Source organism: Lactobacillus sp. ESL1191 (genome assembly GCF_058504435.1).
Genome location: NZ_CP196365.1, coordinates 802310 through 817814 on the forward strand (window position 1 = coordinate 802310; position 15505 = coordinate 817814).

Consider the following 15505-nt stretch of genomic DNA (forward strand, 5'->3'; position numbering starts at 1 on the left):
CCCTTAGCTCTTGTATGCAGACCTTACAATCAGTGCAAAAATAATTAAATCTCCAATCACGGTGTGAGCCATCTCCATTTGACCTGTGTACATCGCATGCACCATTTGCGTCAATGCAAGCATACAGACGACTGCCCCGCACATAATTAACAGCGCGTGTTGCCACCCTTTAGATTTGTTTCCTGTGACCGACACGATGAATAGGCCTAGTCCCAGAAGTAAAATTACTACATCAAGCCGCTGGTCATTAAGCGTGTGGGCCAGTTCCGGTGGCCAGAAAAAATAATTCCGGTCAGCAAAAAGCGAGGCACCAATCGTTATAATTGATACACTCGCCAGCGTTTGCTCAAAATTTTCATTGATATTTTTAAACATACATATTGATCCTCCTTAAATAAATACAACTTTTGAGCTGTCTATCCAACCGCCCACGTTTCTTTCTTTCGAATAGATACAAATTATTTTTCCGTTAGCAGTCTGACCTGTAATTGTCCAGATTGTATTGGGATAAGTTGTGCCAGAATTGCCATAAGAGTCATCAATCTTCCCGGTGTCAGGATTGATGCTGCCTTTTAAAAAGTACGCATCATCCGTCCTAACCTGTTTACCGAATAAGTCGGCGCGTGAGAACTTCGTCCCTTTTAAAAAAAGATTGTTTACTTCTTGTTGTCCATCAAGTAACATTTCAACCTCCCCTATGGTGTGCCCACAAAAACATCAGGATTTTTGCTGGAATAGTCGGCCCCCTCCGCTTCTGTTGTCGAATAATGAAAAATCTCACGCTTTTTTAGAGCATCAATATCAGTCTTCATAGCTGTTATATCAACCTTAGCCGAATTAACAGCAGTTGTAAGCGTATCGTGAGCGGTCTTAGCATCAGCTTTTGTTTCCAATCCAGATACATCTTGTTTGGGGATGCTGATATTAGCAACGCCATTAGCTCCAGGGCTAACTGGTGCACCGCCGTTGACACTAATTTGCTTTAATTTGCCGGCTTGCTCTAGTTTCTGGTCAATCGTCGCATTGTCATACATGCCAGTAACTTTAGTAGTCAGCGTTTTCCAGTCATTTTTGGTAACAAAATCTTCAAAATCAATGTCATTGAATTCTTCTTTCAGCTTATCCAATTTTTCGCTGATTTGGTTAGCCTTGGCATCCATGTCGGGCAAGGTGGTGTTCTGAAGTTGATTGATTTTACTGATTATATCAGCTAATTTCGTATTTAAATCCGCCTTTAGATTGTCTTCAAACTGAGTGAATTCAGCCTGAAGTGCATCCCGTTGACTATCAAATTCCGTCTTAGCATCTGCCTTAATTTCATTTAATTCAGCCTGCCAATCGGCCGCCAGCTTATTAAATTTATCGCCATATTGAGAAAGCTCTGTCTTGTAGTCGTCAAGAATTTTCTGAAACGCAGTTATTGACTGTGTAAAACTGTTTTCTTTATCAGTTTTAAACTGGCTAAGGTCATTCTGTATCTTCTCCATGAAAGCTTGAACATGCGTCAGCATCGCCTCTGCCTTTGACCAATAATTCTCGTTATCGACCGGTAAGTCTGCTTGCTTGACCACCTCAATGTGGAAGTTAGTCGTGGTATCAATCAGCTTATTAGTGCTGTCTGTAATTTCGAACCACGCACTACCGCTTTCCTGATATACCGCTGTATTTAGCCGATATTTCACAATCCCGGCCTCTGCATCTACGACGTCAACATTATCGTCAGCGACCATTTTGCCGCCGTCTTTATTTTCGCCAAATGCAATTTGGCAATTGTTTAAATTGTAGGCTGCACCAGTCGCTGTCACCAAGTTAGCAGTTAAAACCAAGCCGCTTTCAGACTGCCGGATAGTTATCCGGTCAACATCAACCGAGGTTGTATTTTTATCTGTTTGTAGCGTCAGGTTTGGTATGCTCATTGGCTTTCGCCTCCTTTAGCTGCTGTTTTAAATCGGCATTTTCGACTTCCAGTCGTGCCTTTTCTACGGTAAGATTGGCAATCATGATACCAAAATCAAGTGCTGCTTTGCTCATTAAATTATCCATTAAATTATCTCCTTTACATAAAGTCCCAGTTTGAAGCCTTACCTCGCCAGTGTTTCTTAACCCACGCTTGTATTGATGATATTCCATCTGCGTTTTTAAGATATGTGCCAGTTCCATCTTCAATTTTGCTGTTTCCTAAAAATACCCCGTTGATTCGGCTTGTACTAGCATATGGACTGCTTGATATTTGAGTGGTCAATACATTGTCTTGTGCCATCCAGATATTTCTACTATTAATAATTATGGCATCATTCCCGTTGGCCACTACCACTCCATGGGTTCCTGATATCAGCCCACTGACACTTGGCGGTAAGGCATCGTTCAGTGCCCCAACAGTAAGAACAGTTTTTCCGACGTTGGCTCTCAATGAACCGTTAACCATCAATTCTTGCGCATTGAGAGATTTTATGACTCCCGTATTTATATATTCAGCATTAACTTGCCCATTGGACTCGATGGCTGTTCTAAGAACCCCGTCTGGTCCCATGAAGCCTAAGCCGTGGTCATTAAAAATCAGAGACCCTTCAGAGCTTTCGGCCACTATCTTTACCGGGTCTTTATAAGTTTGGACACCGTTGGCGTCGATAAACTTCAGTACCGCAGAGCCACCTGATTCAATCCAATTTTTAGCATCCTGCATCTGTGCGTAGTAGTCTTGTAATCGCTGGTCAAAAACTTTCTGGTCAACTTCTAATTTCCCAGTTTTTTCGCTTACAATGCCAAGCTCTACTCCGATTTTTCGCTCTGCCTCTTCGCGGTCAGAGCCTTCTAGTTTGAGTGCTGCTTTGACTTGTGAAGTCAGCCCAACGGCTTGCTTGACCTTATTACTTACGCCATCAACTTTGCCTTGAGCATTATCGCCAGCCTGTGATAGCAGTTCATGTGCGTAAGTCACTGGCAAGTCGCCAATAGTTTCACTGATATATTGGTGGCCCAGCGAGTCAAACACTGTCTGGGTGACTTGTGCCGTTTGCTGAACGCCGATATCTTGCACGCCTACCGTGTCGTAGAGGTTAATTTGGTCGATTTTATTGATTTGCTCATAAGATATAGTTAGTGGCGTATCAGGGATACCGATGCGGTTTTCTTCCATGTAAGCCTGTGTTAAATTGCGCAACTGATTAATGTCATCTTCAGTGGCTTCGCCAGTTTCATTTTCTTCTGGTGCCTGAAAGTAAGGCGAAAAATCTTGCTTAGTATAGTGCCTGAAATCCATCTGATAACAATTGTCGGCAACCAGTATTCCTTCAGGTAATCTTACGGTTATCGTCTTAGCATCAACGCCCGTCTCAGTATCGGTCTTATCTTCATCAGAGCCCGGTTCGATGTCATCTGCCGCACTGTAGTCAAGGTACTTCGACAACACCCAACCCGATTGGTTACCCACAGTGATGTGGGTCCAATTTTCGCCGTTTGATGTAGCTGTCCCGATTACCTTGACCTGTGTACCAGTGGCCAAACTGGTGTTAATAGCAGCATGATTAGCACTGCCTGGTTTCTCGTAAAGTTCAACTCGTCCTTTAGTTTCAACTGTGTGGCCAAGCAGCTTACCAGGTGCCACTGGCTTAACTGCTTTGGGCTTTTTCCAGTCTCCTGCGCTACTAGTCACCCACTTACCAGACCCAATCTTGTAATAGGTTGTGCCTGCGGCAACCGATTGGCCAAGCACCTCGTAATATCCAGCTTTTACGTACTTAGGTTTCTTCTCCTTTTTGCCCTTCTTGACTTCATAGACATACATTTCTTGCCCAGGAGAGCTGTACTGCTGGGTTTTATCTTTGACATAAATCTTACCCTTTGCCGGTTGGTAAGCTATGTCACCATTTTTGCTGAAAGATAAGTGTGGGCCATAAACCCACCTATGAGAGCCGATGTGGTACCACTTAGCACCATTTTCATCGACCGCTACATAGTCATACTTGATTTTTTCGCCATTTTTAAGCGTGTCACCAGGGCGCCTGTAGTGGTCCGAACCTTTAAAGGGTGAGTAGTAGACATGAATAATCGTCCCATGGTCGTCATAGGTGACTGTCGCTGTCCCACTAGCAGGATATTTAGTACCCTTGCTAGTCTGGCTAGTACCAACGGATAAGTGACCTTGGCCAGAACCTTCATTTATTACGTAAGAGCCGGACTTGTCAAAGCTTAAAAATTGTCCATCAACCCAAGATAAGTCGCTTAGCTCGTACCAATCATCGCCGTTCACTGGTGCCGGATCACTATCGCCGCTTACCTTGCGGATAATTTGCAGATATTGGCCATTTTTAATCTTAGCCACCACTGTGTGGCCCGTATAAGGCGTGTTATAAGTGGTTATGCTACCACTACCCAGGTATTGGACCACTCCTTGTCCCTGAAAAGCATCTCCAGCTTGACTCATATCAGCTGGCAACTTAGCTTTAGGCGCTGGTGTGTACTTAGCAAACGGCAAAACGCCGGTATACATACTAGTAATATTGTTATCTTGCGAAATTGCAGTTAAATCTCGACCGGCCTTAATAACTATCCCGGTATCACGTCCCGGGTTTCTGATTAATGAAAAATGATAATTATCAAACACCCAGTCCGCATTGTAGAGCGCCTGCATTGTTTGTGTTTGAGTGTCGCCCATCTGGTCAGCGCCAAGTAGTAGTGACGATACTTCGCCATCGCTATCCAGAGTCCAGTTGATATTGGCCAAATCTGTGACGTTTGTCGTAAATTCAACGCCCGGGATATTCTCCAGAGCTGGCATTGAATCTTGTAGTGCTTGGAAGCACTCACTGGCACTTGCACTGGCCAGCGATATATCAGACCCAATTACTAAATTGCCAAAATCAGAAGCGATGTGAGTTGCGTTAATCGTCAACACCTCATTGCTTGGCGTAACCTGATTGATTCTGAACTTTTGCCGCAATTTATCGGGCGAAGCATCAGCCATGATAATCATGCCTGGCGCGATGTCTTTAGCATGAACACCATCTTTCTTATAAGTCATGGTTAAACTAGGGAAAGTGCTCTTAGCCCTAGTTACTTGGCAAGTTAGTGCATCGGATAGTGCTCCAATACCATTGGTAGCATCATCATCTGCCGCATTTTCAAATAAAATCGGGTAGCGCAAATATTGCGTCATGCTAATCTCCTCCAGTTCGGTTTGTAGTAAAATCTGGTCGGTGTATCGCCGGCTAAACTAATCGTATTTTTACCAGGAAACAATATTGGAGCATCGTTGTTCGCGAACTCAACCAAATTGTTACGTGGCTCTGTTTCTGATTTGTAAGCCTGGCACTCTTCGCCGTCGATATATAGCTCGCCATCGACACTGTTTAACCGATAGGTAAGACCATTAACTGTTAAAACAAAATTACCCGAACCGGTTAAATGCCAGTCGGGTAATGCCGTCATGTTGCTAATGTTATAGACGACTTCAGGAATCTCTTGCCAGTGAATGCCATCATTGCGCTTCATTAGCGGTTTGCAATTAAAAGTTATCGACCCGGTGAGCTCTGTTTGCATCTTCTCTTCGATTAGAGGAGTAATTGCTGGTGGTACAGTAACCACCGCTTCCCACAACCACTCTGGGTTGTCGTCAAACTTCAAGTAGTCGTAGTCGTAACCATTGAGCCAGTCAATAATGTCATTTTGAAGCTGATAGATATCCTGATATTGTCTAGGTTTAAAAATTGTTACATTTGCCGTTACGGTAATATTTTTAAACGATTGATAATTCTGCAAAATATCGCCATTTCTGCCAGCCACATGTGTGGCAGTAATATCAGGCTCTCCATGTACGATTGTTAACGGATATTGGACGTAAATGCCAAAATCAGCGCTTGACCGATTATGGTAGATTAATTGTCCTTTCTGATGTACATCATGCAAAGCCATTCCTCCTTCTGCTTAGTCTATTAGCACTGTATTTGTCGACCTGTTCAGCAATTGTCTTTAAATCTAAGCTAACCTTAGTATCAACACTTAGCGGTTGACTTTGAATTAATCTCAAAGCCTGCAAAATACTATCGAGCTTATCATCGCCCACAATTGCTGTTAGCAGTACGACAATCTGCTGCAGTAGCTTGTTGCTACCACTATCGTCAACACTGTCACTGCCACGTACAATTTTTGTGGTGTCATCAAGCAATTGTTTAGCTCTATTGCGTTTGCCTAGGTCTAGCGGAATAATCATTTCTGGTTTATTCTTCTCTGCTACTGGGTATAGACCAAACTTGCTTACTATACCGCCATTTTCATATCCATGCCCATTACCTAGGAAGCTCAAACTAGAACCGTAGGTGTGTTTAGCATAATTTAATGCGGCGAGTAAGTTATCATATCCATTAAAGATATTATTGTGACCTTTTTTAGCGTAAGCATTAAAAGTGCCACGCTTCGTCTGCATCAGTCCTAAAGCTGGTCCTGAACCGTCACCATCAGGGTCTGCTCCAGCTTGTTTTGCGTTGGGATTACCACTTGACTCGGTCGAGATCTGTCGCAGCACTTTCTCAACCATGCTCTTGCTAGTTGACAAACCGTTGGCGCTCAGTGCCTTAATAACATCGCTGCGCCAACGGTCAACACCATCGCCCGCCGGGTTACTGTCTCCAAACAGCCCAGACAATTTGGAAATAAATTTCCAAAAGCCAGAGCCAACTTGCTCTTTAATGACTTTGTCTAGTCCGGTATCAACTTTCTCTTTTGAGCCAGTACCTAGTCCAAGTACCTTGCGGAAGCTAACTGCTCCTTCATGCACGTCGCTGATATTGCCCATTCCAATATTAGGGTGGGCACTTGGCGATTGTGCAGAGTAATAGCGACCGTCGCCGGCATACACACCGACGTGATTTTTACCGCCAGGACCAAAGAATACTAAGTCACCTTTAGATGGATGCGAAGTAGCTTTAGTAGCACTGTATTGTGAGCCAGAATAGTGTGGGAACGACTTGCCGAAAGCGTGTTTTAACGCATACTCAACAAGGCCGGAACAGTCGAACGAGCTGGGTCCTTCTGCTCCCCACACATAGTTATGACCCTCGCCGTACTTCTTAACAGCTCCTAGTAATCCGGTGGCGTCTGAACCGCCGTCCAGTTTACTTCCGGCCATTTTCCAAAGTGAACTCCACCATCCAGTAGCTCCATCTTTAGCCTGGTTAAAAGCACCTTTGGCTAGGTCGGTCATTGCACCGCCAATCTTGTTTGAGCCCGTCCACTTGAACAGCCCTTCAACGTACTTGATTGGGTGCGCAATAATTTTAGTGGCTAAGTCGAAATACTTCTTTAAATTGCCGGCTGTTTTAGTGACCCAATTCCATGCACCAGATGCAGCATTGCCGATTTGGCCCAAGATTGAGTCGGTACCTTTGGCAAAGTGCTTAGTTCCGCCCATTGCCATTAACATCGCAGTTTCGCGTGCATTTATCACGTGCATCCCAGGCGTTAGCAGCATTTGGGTATTTCTGCCCTGAATAATTCCGGCATTGCCTTTACTATCGACCAGCATTTCTTTGTTGCCAGTCTCGGGGGAATCGTTGCCATCGTTGAGCGTGGCGATTACTGGCTTGGTAATTGGATTTGACAGTGATTTCAAGATTGAATCAGTACCAGCAGCCAGTTTGATGTGACTAAGCAGGCTGATGGTGTGTTCTTTACCGCCAAAAGCGTGGATTACCCCATCAATTGCCTTGATGCCTCCATTTACGATGTCAATCAAGCCATTCATTGCGTTGGAAGCCAGCTTTTTAATGCCGTCCCATGCTTTATTGAAGATTGATTTGACGCCATTCCAAAGACCTGTCCAAGCTTTTTTGAAGCCCGAACCAAAAGAACTGAAGAAAGAATTGATATTCTTCCCCCAGTCCTTGAAAGTATCTAGTACCTTACTCCACAGCTTCTTAAAGAAGTCATGGATTGCATTCCAAAAACCATCCCAATTTTTCTTGAATTTTTTGCTAAAAGAATTAAAACTCTTAGACAAAGCTTGCCAAACAAGTTTAGCAACTTTTACGGTTTTATCTAGCCGAGATTTTACACCACTGAAAAGCTTGCCAAACCACTTTACGACGCCTTTGACCACTCCCGGCACACCAGCAAAGGCTTTTTTAATTTCTTTGCCGATACCGTTGATAAATTGCCGGAAAGGCTTGCAATTTTTATAAAGCAGGACAAAGCCTGCTGTTAAGGCTGCTATTCCTGTGACAATTAAGCCGATTGGATTAGCGTTTAAAACGAGGTTTAGCCCTGCTTGTACTACTTTCCACTCTTTTATAACAGCAATAACTTTTGCAATACCACTTACAAAAGTGATAAGCGTTGCGGCCATCTTAGTAAACTTCGAGACTGCAAAATAAGTAGCAAACACCACTCCCATAGCTTTGACTTCATTGGTGTGCTTAGAAATAAAGTCAATTGCATTGACAATGCCTTTGCCAACGCTTTTAGAGAGTGAAGCAGCTATTCCTTGGATATGCTTACCAGTTGCATTAAGCTTACCGTTCTTGCCGATTATCTTATCTAGTCCCTTGCTTAGGCCATCAAGCGCTGTATTAGCTAGCGGCTTCATTACTGCAGAAGTGAAGTTTGTCCAAGTACCTTTAGTCTTGGCAATCTTACCCTCAGTTGTCTCGCCAAACTTTTTCCATGCTTCTCCACTGCCATCAGCGGCTTTGAGCATGTACTCTTTCATCTTTGAACCGGTTATTTGACCATTCTTAAGCGCATCAGTAAATGCACTCTTGGTCATACCGCTAGCCTTTTGAACAGCTGTCTTAAGACCAGGCATCTGTGCAAAAGTTCGGTTAAAAGTACCTAAGTTAACTTTAGCTGCCGAGAATACACGAGTAAGCTTAGTTCCCATACCCGTAATTTGTTCTTCTGTGGCTCCTCCAGCTTTACCGTAAGCGTAAAGTTCGTTGGTCAGAGCCTTGGTTTGCTTGATGTTCCCACTGGTCAAGCCATAGATACTAGTCTGAAGCTTAGTAACTGCTGCGCCACTGGCATTGCTGACCGCACGAATTTCGCCAATTTGGCCAGTTAGCTCCTTAGTGCCTTTTTCAGAGACACCGATATGCTCCCAATTCTCACTGATTTCTTTGCCAGCTTTGGCAAGATTAAATCCCTGCTTAGCTGCATCAAATAGGCTTGAGCCTAGATTGCCAACGATATTAGTTATACCAGTACCAATCGCAGAGCCTTTAGCAATATCCGAGATACTAGTCTTAGTATCTTTGGCTGCGTCTTTAGTACCGACCAGCTTCGACTTAATTCTGTCAAGAAAGCCGGTCGGCTTAGGCCTCTCCATCGTTTGCGAAAATTCATTCATCTGGGTCTTCGCATTGGCCAAGCTGGTTGCCGTCTTGTTAACCCTGATTAATTGCGTTTGATAAGCTTCTGAATTCTTGCCATTGGCGCTTGCAGTCTTGACTAGCTCCGCCTGCTGGATAGCTAGCTGCTTATTATAGTGATCAACCGAATCACTCAATAATTTTTGCTTAGCCTTGTTGGCTTCTTCAGCCTTACCTTCAGCCTCAAGTCTGGCTACATAAGACTGCGATAGCTGTGTCGCTTGCTTATAGCCTTTTTGCAAATCTGCTAAACCACTGGTGTAGTAGGTCATGCCTGACTTAGCTTTGCTTAACTGGTCAGACTGCTTACTAATTTGTGAGTTAGTCTTAGTGATTTGCGCAGTTAAGTCGTAGTAGCGTTTGGTACCTTTTTCGGTAGAGGTATCGACTTCTGATTGTTGCTTTTTTAAGTCAGCTAGCCTTGCTTTTTGCAATTCGAGGGACTTACTTAGTCCCTCAATCTTAATTTGCTGAGCTTTTTGGTTGTCCCCATTACGCTTAGCCGCAGCCTCATTCGCTTTAAATTCTTCAGAGTTAGCTTTCATCGCACTAGTAAGTGTTTTGAAACTTTTAACCGCTCCGCTAACATCTAGCGAGACTTGATTGGCCATATCGTGTTGCAATTCAACCATTTTTCTACCTCCTTTCTACCTTTTAAGTACCGCGTCTAGCGGGTCAATTAGTTCTGCTCTCTCGTCAGCAGGCCTTGCCTTCAACGCTTCTAGTAAGTCATAATAATCTTCTTTTTTTGCTTGCGATGGCATTACTCCTTTTTCCAACAATTGTTTGATTAAAAAAATTAAATCTTCCCTATCATTTTTTAGTTGCATTACCGATTTTTTGCGTTCCAATCGGTACGCGGCTATTTTTTTGGGTCGTTTGCAATCGCCTTTTGTTGTAATTTATGCTTTTTGATGTTTTCGTTGACATCATTTTGCGGAATTCCTTGGATTATCATCACTAAAGCACCCACAATCTCGCCAATTTCATCGAAAGTAGTAGTCCTTCTAACTTTGGCCATCTCTTCATCGCTCAGTTGTAGTGTTTCTTGGATAAAATCAAGCATCATATGCAAGCTTTCAGCAGTAGCTTTTACCTGTTCTGCTTCATTTTCCTTATCATCAACATCAGAAAGCTTGATTTGCAAATCCAATGCACGCAGCATCAAATCTGTTGACGGCAAAATGCTGATTTTACGGTCGATTTTAACTAGTGGTTTTAAATTTATTTTTATCTTAGCCATTAAGCTTGTCCTCCCCCGTTATTAACCGGCGCATTGTTTACTGCTTCATAGCCACCAAAGACTTCTTTCAGCATTGCGGCTTTGTCAAAGCCTGCTTGTGTACTTAACCAATATTTATACGGTTGTTGAGTATCAGGGTCTTTCGGGTCAACGAATACAGTCTTATCAAGCGGCGTTAGTGCTGTTGCGGAAAGCGTTGTCTCTGCATCGGTTTCCGCGTTGTTATCAGTCCCGTGGTTGCGCGACTCTTCGATAATCTCGCAGTTGGCCACTCCCTCGTAAATATCGGTCTCATTATCAAGACTCCGACTGTGCGCAAGAATTGCAACGTGTGGCTTCGGTAAGTGTCTTACCCAACCGCCTTTACCATCTTCTACATAGCCCAGCAGTCTCATGTGGATGTCGTGATCAATATCTAGGGCGGTTAAAGCTACCTTAACTTGCGACTGGCCGTAACTGACGCGCTTTACACTGTCGTTTGCAAATTGCTGTGTTCCTTCTGCTTCAAGGCCAGTAAAGTTAACCGCCGTCATACCCTCGCCCTTGCCGTCTGGTGTATAAAGACCAGTATCACTTAAGCCTTGCGCTCCTTTAATTAATTTTCCGTTATCATCTAGTAAAGCGAAAGTCGCTTCTTTAATACCATGTGCGCTCATTATTTTATCTCCTTATTTTTAGTTAAATATATTGTTTTCGTCACTTGCTGAGTGTCGGGGTCCATCGTGTGCTGGGAGCTTTGCTCAACCAGCCACCCCTGCTCAGTTAACTTTTTCATCAATTCAATTTCTGCTGCCTGGATATTATCGACGTCCGGATTAGAACCCCAAAAAATTTGCAATTCGATTGTGACTGACCACCGCTTGAAAGTATCGTTTGCATGTGCAGACGATTGATTTGAAGCTTCAGTCAAAAAAAGAATGGTGTCATCAACATCATTCTTTTGGTCATTATCCATATTTGTGCAAATCACGTAGTCGGGGGTTATCCAATCTAAATTTAGCCCAATAATCACTTGCGCCAGTTCATCAACCGGCATCATTCTTAGTCACTTCCTTAAATTTTTGGTTCATCGCTTCATACATTTTCGGCTTAGCTTTTTCAACTGCGACGTCAAACCAATGGTCACCCTTGATAAATTTTGTTCCGTCGTTTAGAAAGCGGGCAATGTGGCCCTTGCTTTCAAAGCCCACCGTTGTGGTGCCATCTTGCTTGCCAGTAATATCACCATCAAAAACATGCACATCATCTGCCATGTGCTTAGTTTCTTTTTTGTCGCTGTAATGCAGCTGAACTGCTGCATCATGGATTGCTTCAGCAACTACATCTGCTCCGGCTTTAGTAATTTCGCTTTGTCCTTTTACATCAGGGATTTTTTTCTTAGCTTCAACTAGAAATTGTTTGCCCCAGTCGTCATATCTCATTTGGCCACCTTCTTTAGCGTGATGTAATCGTAAGAAATTACGCTGTTGCTGTCATCAGGCGATACGTTAGCAATCGCATAATTAATTCCGTTGTAGCCAACCTGCATCTGTGCTGTGATTTTGCTATTATGCCTAACCACAAGCACAGGCTGGTCCAATTGTTCTGGCGTTAAACTGGCTTGCTGTGAAATACTACGAGTGTAGGGCATACACCATAGTGTAAACACAGGAACACGTTGTATTGTGTTGACTCCCGTGTGCGGATTGTGTACCGCTTTCGTTTCATAAAAAATAGCCTTTTTATTAAGGCTATGAATTTTAATGTTGTTAAGTGCCACTACTGTCACCACCATATTTAAACTGTAGATGTGCAATAAATGTCCTTACTGCCGGCGATTTTCCTGCAGACAGTGTTCGGTCAAAGTATAGCTGCGTTGCTAGTGTTTTAATCGCCAAGCTATAAAGTGGGTCCTTAGGTAAATCAGGGTTCTCTTTATCTTCAATTGCTTCATCCACTATTGCTTTGGACGACTCTAGCAAGCTAGTAACTGTAGCTTCTTCTTCAGGCGTATCATCCACATGCAATTCATCTAGTAGTTCTTTTGGGTCAACAATCATTTTGCCACCTCACTATTAGCCGCTGTCATTTCATTGACTACTGTTTATTTCTCAAGCGACCAATCAAAACTACTTAGACTTAGGTGCTACTGGAGCGCCAGCGCTAAGTGTAATAAACTTACCTGCGTCTTCATCGGCTTTGACAAAGTCGGCACGAATGTAAGCTGCAAGCTTTTGTGCGTAAATATCGTTATCTACCCACTTAACTTCGCTTTCATCCTTGTAGGCCTCCATCACGAATGAGTATGGATCTCCGATAAACGCATGCGCTTCGCCTGCTGCACCCAATACAGTATCGGGTACAACTGTTACGCTGTAGCCAAGCAATTGCTTACCAGACGGAGAGTTGAGGCTATCATTAAACATGTAGCGACCTTCGTTGTCCTTCAGCTTGTCGATGAAGTTGTAAGCCGACTCGGTCATAATCCAAGTCTTGTTGTAGTTAGTCAGACCAACATTGACTACGTCCTTTAAGCCGTCTGCATCGCTTGCAGCAACTGGTGCAGCAGTCTTGAGGATTGCCCCAATCTTCTCTTGCTCTGTCAATGCACGCATATTGATGATGTACTCAGAAATAAGTGAAGACATCTGCGAGTAGTCAGAGAGCATTTCGTTTGAAATTGGAATTGCACCGGCATAAGTCTTAAGGCTGTAGTCAACCTTAGTGATACCCATCTTCTGCAGTTCTGGGTTCTGGTCGTACTCTTCCTTAGTCACAAAGCGTACAGTACCCTTCTTAACGATTGGGAGCTGGCCAGTTGGCACAGTAACTGCCACACGTCTAATCATCGAAGACAACTGGTTCTTATCTTCTGGTTGGTGGTAAGCTTCCATCACTGCCTTAGGAACGAGAATGGCTCCTTCAGTAGTAGTAGTAATGTGGTCTCTCACATTGCCATGCGTTTTTACGTAATCTCCAAAACTTCTAATCGCTAACTTATTTTTGTCTTCAACAACGCCAGCTCCTCCAATTGTTCTCAATTGACCACCTCGATTCTTGTCACGCTTTGAGTTTGTCTCTTCATCATCTAACTTCTTGTCTTCGTCTTCAGCGTCTGTGTCATCAGTGTCTGCATCCTTAGTATCGTCACTGCCTTGATTTTCAAGTTCAACGACCTTCTTCGCAATTGCGTCAATGTCATCATCACTCAATGTTGAGCTTTCATCCTTTGGCTCATCTGTTGCAGGCTCTGCTGGCGTGTCGTTATCACGCTTCTTTAAATCTTTTACGTTTTCCTCTAAATTTTTCTTTTCCATAAAATTCTCCTTTGATCTCTCAATCTGTACTGTTGTTTCGCTGTAAGCCGGGTAAGGTGTCAACGATATTTCTGGCATTTCACTAATCTCTGTAATTGTGTGAATTAAATTACCGTCATCATCTTCACTCCAACTTTCGCCATTATCTGCAACATCAAATCTGAAGCTTGCTCCTTTGATATTTCCGTTTGATATATCAGTGAAAACATCTTGACCAAGCGTTGTGTTTGGTAAAATCGCATCAAAAAACAGACCTTTCTCATCGACCTTTGTCGTCAATGTATCCGAGTCTGCTCTTGCCAGAATGTTGTTAAAATCGTGGCCATACAAAAGCAATAATTTTGATAGGTCTACATTGTCTAGTGCATTTGGGTCCACATATTCAGTGAAGCCCATATCTTCAGAAGGCTGGTCAAAGACAATCGCGTATCCGGTTATCTCATGACCACCATCTTCTAGGTCACGAACCTTGAACTTCGTCACTCGTGACCTCGTGTTGTATTTCTCCGATTTCATCTTCTACAATCACCCCCCTTCTTATTAGTAATTGTTGCGCTTGTTCCTGCGTCAACACTGGATTAGTACCACTAGTGAGTTTAACTACATTGTCTAGTAGCATCTGCCCGTCACGGTCAATCGCTTGACTCATATCTAGTTTCAAATCAGGCAACTGCAGCTTCATGCTTAGTTCGCTAATAATCGGGTCAATATACCGCGTGAGTGAGTTGATGTATAAGCTCTCAATCTGGCTGACGTTTGATTGGTTGTCACTCTTGTTCGGCGTCAAATAACTTGCAGGGATACCAAACGCTGTGGCAATACGTCCTGCATCCGCGTCAATATTGCTTAAGAACTTGGCCACATCGGTGCTGATTTGCATCTGTGACAAGGTAGCCGACTGGTCCAAGACAATTGTCGAACCTGCACCGTCTCCTTGGTATTGTTTTTCAAACTCGTTGCGAATATCGTTCTTTCGTTCCTTAGAGATTTGCCCTTCAGGGATAGTAATAACATTTGATGGCAGAATTGCTTTTTCTAGCTGACGCAAAGTCAATCTGTCCGAATTTTGCGACACTCTGATTGTGTTGGCCAAACTCTCTAGTGGACTGATACCGACAAACCGCATTAGCGGATTGTCTGCTTCGCCTGTCGCCAGTAGTTTAAGATGGATAACGTCAAAAGACGACATCAATGCCGTCTTACGATTATCCATAAAGTTAATCTGATAACTAATGCTTAAGCTATCATCTGATAGCACTAATTCGACCTGACTAGTCGGCACCTGCTCAAGCATTACTGGCTGGCCAACTTCGTTTCTATAAATTAGTAAGTAAGAATTACCAGTCAGCAGTAATTGAGCGTAAGCCGATTGCCAGAAGTTAAAGCCTGATAGCAAGTCGTTGGGTCGCCTCAGCAAATAATCCTTGTCATTCGTGTTTTTAAAAGTACACGAGGCAATATCTGATGAAATCAAAGTGACTGCATTCAATAATTCTGGATTTTTGAGTGATGTAGTGACATCAACCATGCTATTCGGCACAATCTTGCCACCAGAAATACTAAAACTAGGCACAAAAGAGTTGCTTGGTATGCTTTGATTTCTGGTC

16 protein-coding genes are annotated in these 15505 nt (G+C 43.4%); all 16 read right to left on the reverse strand.

The features are described from left to right. Positions 1–3: 3 nt before the first annotated feature. The gene (locus tag ACSYSN_RS04215; RefSeq protein WP_491711695.1) at positions 4–375 is read right to left on the reverse strand and encodes a hypothetical protein; all 372 of its coding nucleotides are present in this window, start codon (positions 373–375) and stop codon (positions 4–6) included. Positions 376–390: 15 nt separating this feature from the next. Continuing rightward, the gene (locus ACSYSN_RS04220) at positions 391–684 is read right to left on the reverse strand and encodes a hypothetical protein (protein ID WP_491711696.1); all 294 of its coding nucleotides are present in this window, start codon (positions 682–684) and stop codon (positions 391–393) included. Positions 685–695: 11 nt separating this feature from the next. After that, complete coding sequence (locus ACSYSN_RS04225) at positions 696–1916, reverse strand: BppU family phage baseplate upper protein (RefSeq protein ID WP_491711697.1); 1221 nt, start codon at positions 1914–1916, stop codon at positions 696–698. Beyond that, positions 1882–2043, reverse strand: a complete 162-nt coding sequence (locus ACSYSN_RS04230) for a hypothetical protein (protein WP_491711698.1) — start codon at positions 2041–2043, stop codon at positions 1882–1884. Before ACSYSN_RS04230 ends, ACSYSN_RS04225 begins: the two co-directional genes overlap by 35 nt. A 13-nt stretch (positions 2044–2056) precedes the next feature. Then, a complete protein-coding gene (locus tag ACSYSN_RS04235) occupies positions 2057–5155 on the reverse strand; it encodes a hypothetical protein (RefSeq protein WP_491711699.1) in 3099 nt (1032 codons plus the stop codon). Further along, on the reverse strand, positions 5152–5910 hold the full coding sequence (locus ACSYSN_RS04240; RefSeq protein WP_491711700.1) for a distal tail protein Dit: 759 nt from the start codon (positions 5908–5910) through the stop codon (positions 5152–5154). The genes ACSYSN_RS04235 and ACSYSN_RS04240 overlap by 4 nt, the downstream gene beginning before the upstream one ends. Beyond that, positions 5897–9991: an NlpC/P60 family protein gene (locus ACSYSN_RS04245; protein WP_491711701.1), complete on the reverse strand. Its 4095-nt coding sequence runs from the start codon at positions 9989–9991 to the stop codon at positions 5897–5899. The genes ACSYSN_RS04240 and ACSYSN_RS04245 overlap by 14 nt, the downstream gene beginning before the upstream one ends. Before the next feature lie 15 nt (positions 9992–10006). Next, positions 10007–10210, reverse strand: coding sequence for a hypothetical protein (locus ACSYSN_RS04250; RefSeq protein ID WP_491711702.1), 204 nt, complete (start codon positions 10208–10210; stop codon positions 10007–10009). Between the two features lie 11 nt (positions 10211–10221). Then, positions 10222–10602, reverse strand: coding sequence for a phage tail tube assembly chaperone (locus ACSYSN_RS04255; protein ID WP_491711703.1), 381 nt, complete (start codon positions 10600–10602; stop codon positions 10222–10224). Further along, entirely contained in the window at positions 10602–11258 is a 657-nt protein-coding gene (locus tag ACSYSN_RS04260; RefSeq protein ID WP_491711704.1) for a phage tail protein, read from the reverse strand. Before ACSYSN_RS04260 ends, ACSYSN_RS04255 begins: the two co-directional genes overlap by 1 nt. Continuing rightward, positions 11258–11641 (reverse strand): DUF806 family protein, encoded by a 384-nt coding sequence (locus tag ACSYSN_RS04265; protein ID WP_491711705.1) that lies wholly within the window; start codon positions 11639–11641, stop codon positions 11258–11260. Before ACSYSN_RS04265 ends, ACSYSN_RS04260 begins: the two co-directional genes overlap by 1 nt. Beyond that, entirely contained in the window at positions 11628–12023 is a 396-nt protein-coding gene (locus ACSYSN_RS04270; RefSeq protein ID WP_491711706.1) for an HK97 gp10 family phage protein, read from the reverse strand. The genes ACSYSN_RS04265 and ACSYSN_RS04270 overlap by 14 nt, the downstream gene beginning before the upstream one ends. Further along, positions 12020–12361, reverse strand: a complete 342-nt coding sequence (locus ACSYSN_RS04275; protein ID WP_491711707.1) for a phage head closure protein — start codon at positions 12359–12361, stop codon at positions 12020–12022. Before ACSYSN_RS04275 ends, ACSYSN_RS04270 begins: the two co-directional genes overlap by 4 nt. Next, positions 12351–12641, reverse strand: a complete 291-nt coding sequence (locus ACSYSN_RS04280) for a head-tail connector protein (protein WP_491711708.1) — start codon at positions 12639–12641, stop codon at positions 12351–12353. The genes ACSYSN_RS04275 and ACSYSN_RS04280 overlap by 11 nt, the downstream gene beginning before the upstream one ends. Before the next feature lie 69 nt (positions 12642–12710). Continuing rightward, positions 12711–14414: a phage major capsid protein gene (locus ACSYSN_RS04285; RefSeq protein ID WP_491711709.1), complete on the reverse strand. Its 1704-nt coding sequence runs from the start codon at positions 14412–14414 to the stop codon at positions 12711–12713. Continuing rightward, positions 14359–15471: a phage portal protein gene (locus ACSYSN_RS04290; RefSeq protein WP_491711710.1), complete on the reverse strand. Its 1113-nt coding sequence runs from the start codon at positions 15469–15471 to the stop codon at positions 14359–14361. The genes ACSYSN_RS04285 and ACSYSN_RS04290 overlap by 56 nt, the downstream gene beginning before the upstream one ends. Positions 15472–15505 lie beyond the last annotated feature (34 nt).

What these genes read in the sequence shown, in the direction of transcription:
- ACSYSN_RS04215 (WP_491711695.1), bottom strand. Translation starts at nt 375, where the DNA reads ATGTTTAAAAATATCAATGAAAATTTTGAGCAAACGCTGGCGAGTGTA.
- ACSYSN_RS04225 (WP_491711697.1), bottom strand. Translation starts at nt 1,916, where the DNA reads ATGAGCATACCAAACCTGACGCTACAAACAGATAAAAATACAACCTCG.
- ACSYSN_RS04270 (WP_491711706.1), bottom strand. Translation starts at nt 12,023, where the DNA reads ATGAGATATGACGACTGGGGCAAACAATTTCTAGTTGAAGCTAAGAAA.
- ACSYSN_RS04280 (WP_491711708.1), bottom strand. Translation starts at nt 12,641, where the DNA reads ATGATTGTTGACCCAAAAGAACTACTAGATGAATTGCATGTGGATGAT.
- ACSYSN_RS04230 (WP_491711698.1), bottom strand. Translation starts at nt 2,043, where the DNA reads ATGGATAATTTAATGAGCAAAGCAGCACTTGATTTTGGTATCATGATT.
- ACSYSN_RS04255 (WP_491711703.1), bottom strand. Translation starts at nt 10,602, where the DNA reads ATGGCTAAGATAAAAATAAATTTAAAACCACTAGTTAAAATCGACCGT.
- ACSYSN_RS04245 (WP_491711701.1), bottom strand. Translation starts at nt 9,991, where the DNA reads ATGGTTGAATTGCAACACGATATGGCCAATCAAGTCTCGCTAGATGTT.
- ACSYSN_RS04285 (WP_491711709.1), bottom strand. Translation starts at nt 14,414, where the DNA reads ATGAAATCGGAGAAATACAACACGAGGTCACGAGTGACGAAGTTCAAG.
- ACSYSN_RS04235 (WP_491711699.1), bottom strand. Translation starts at nt 5,155, where the DNA reads ATGACGCAATATTTGCGCTACCCGATTTTATTTGAAAATGCGGCAGAT.
- ACSYSN_RS04240 (WP_491711700.1), bottom strand. Translation starts at nt 5,910, where the DNA reads ATGGCTTTGCATGATGTACATCAGAAAGGACAATTAATCTACCATAAT.
- ACSYSN_RS04265 (WP_491711705.1), bottom strand. Translation starts at nt 11,641, where the DNA reads ATGATGCCGGTTGATGAACTGGCGCAAGTGATTATTGGGCTAAATTTA.
- ACSYSN_RS04260 (WP_491711704.1), bottom strand. Translation starts at nt 11,258, where the DNA reads ATGAGCGCACATGGTATTAAAGAAGCGACTTTCGCTTTACTAGATGAT.
- ACSYSN_RS04220 (WP_491711696.1), bottom strand. Translation starts at nt 684, where the DNA reads ATGTTACTTGATGGACAACAAGAAGTAAACAATCTTTTTTTAAAAGGG.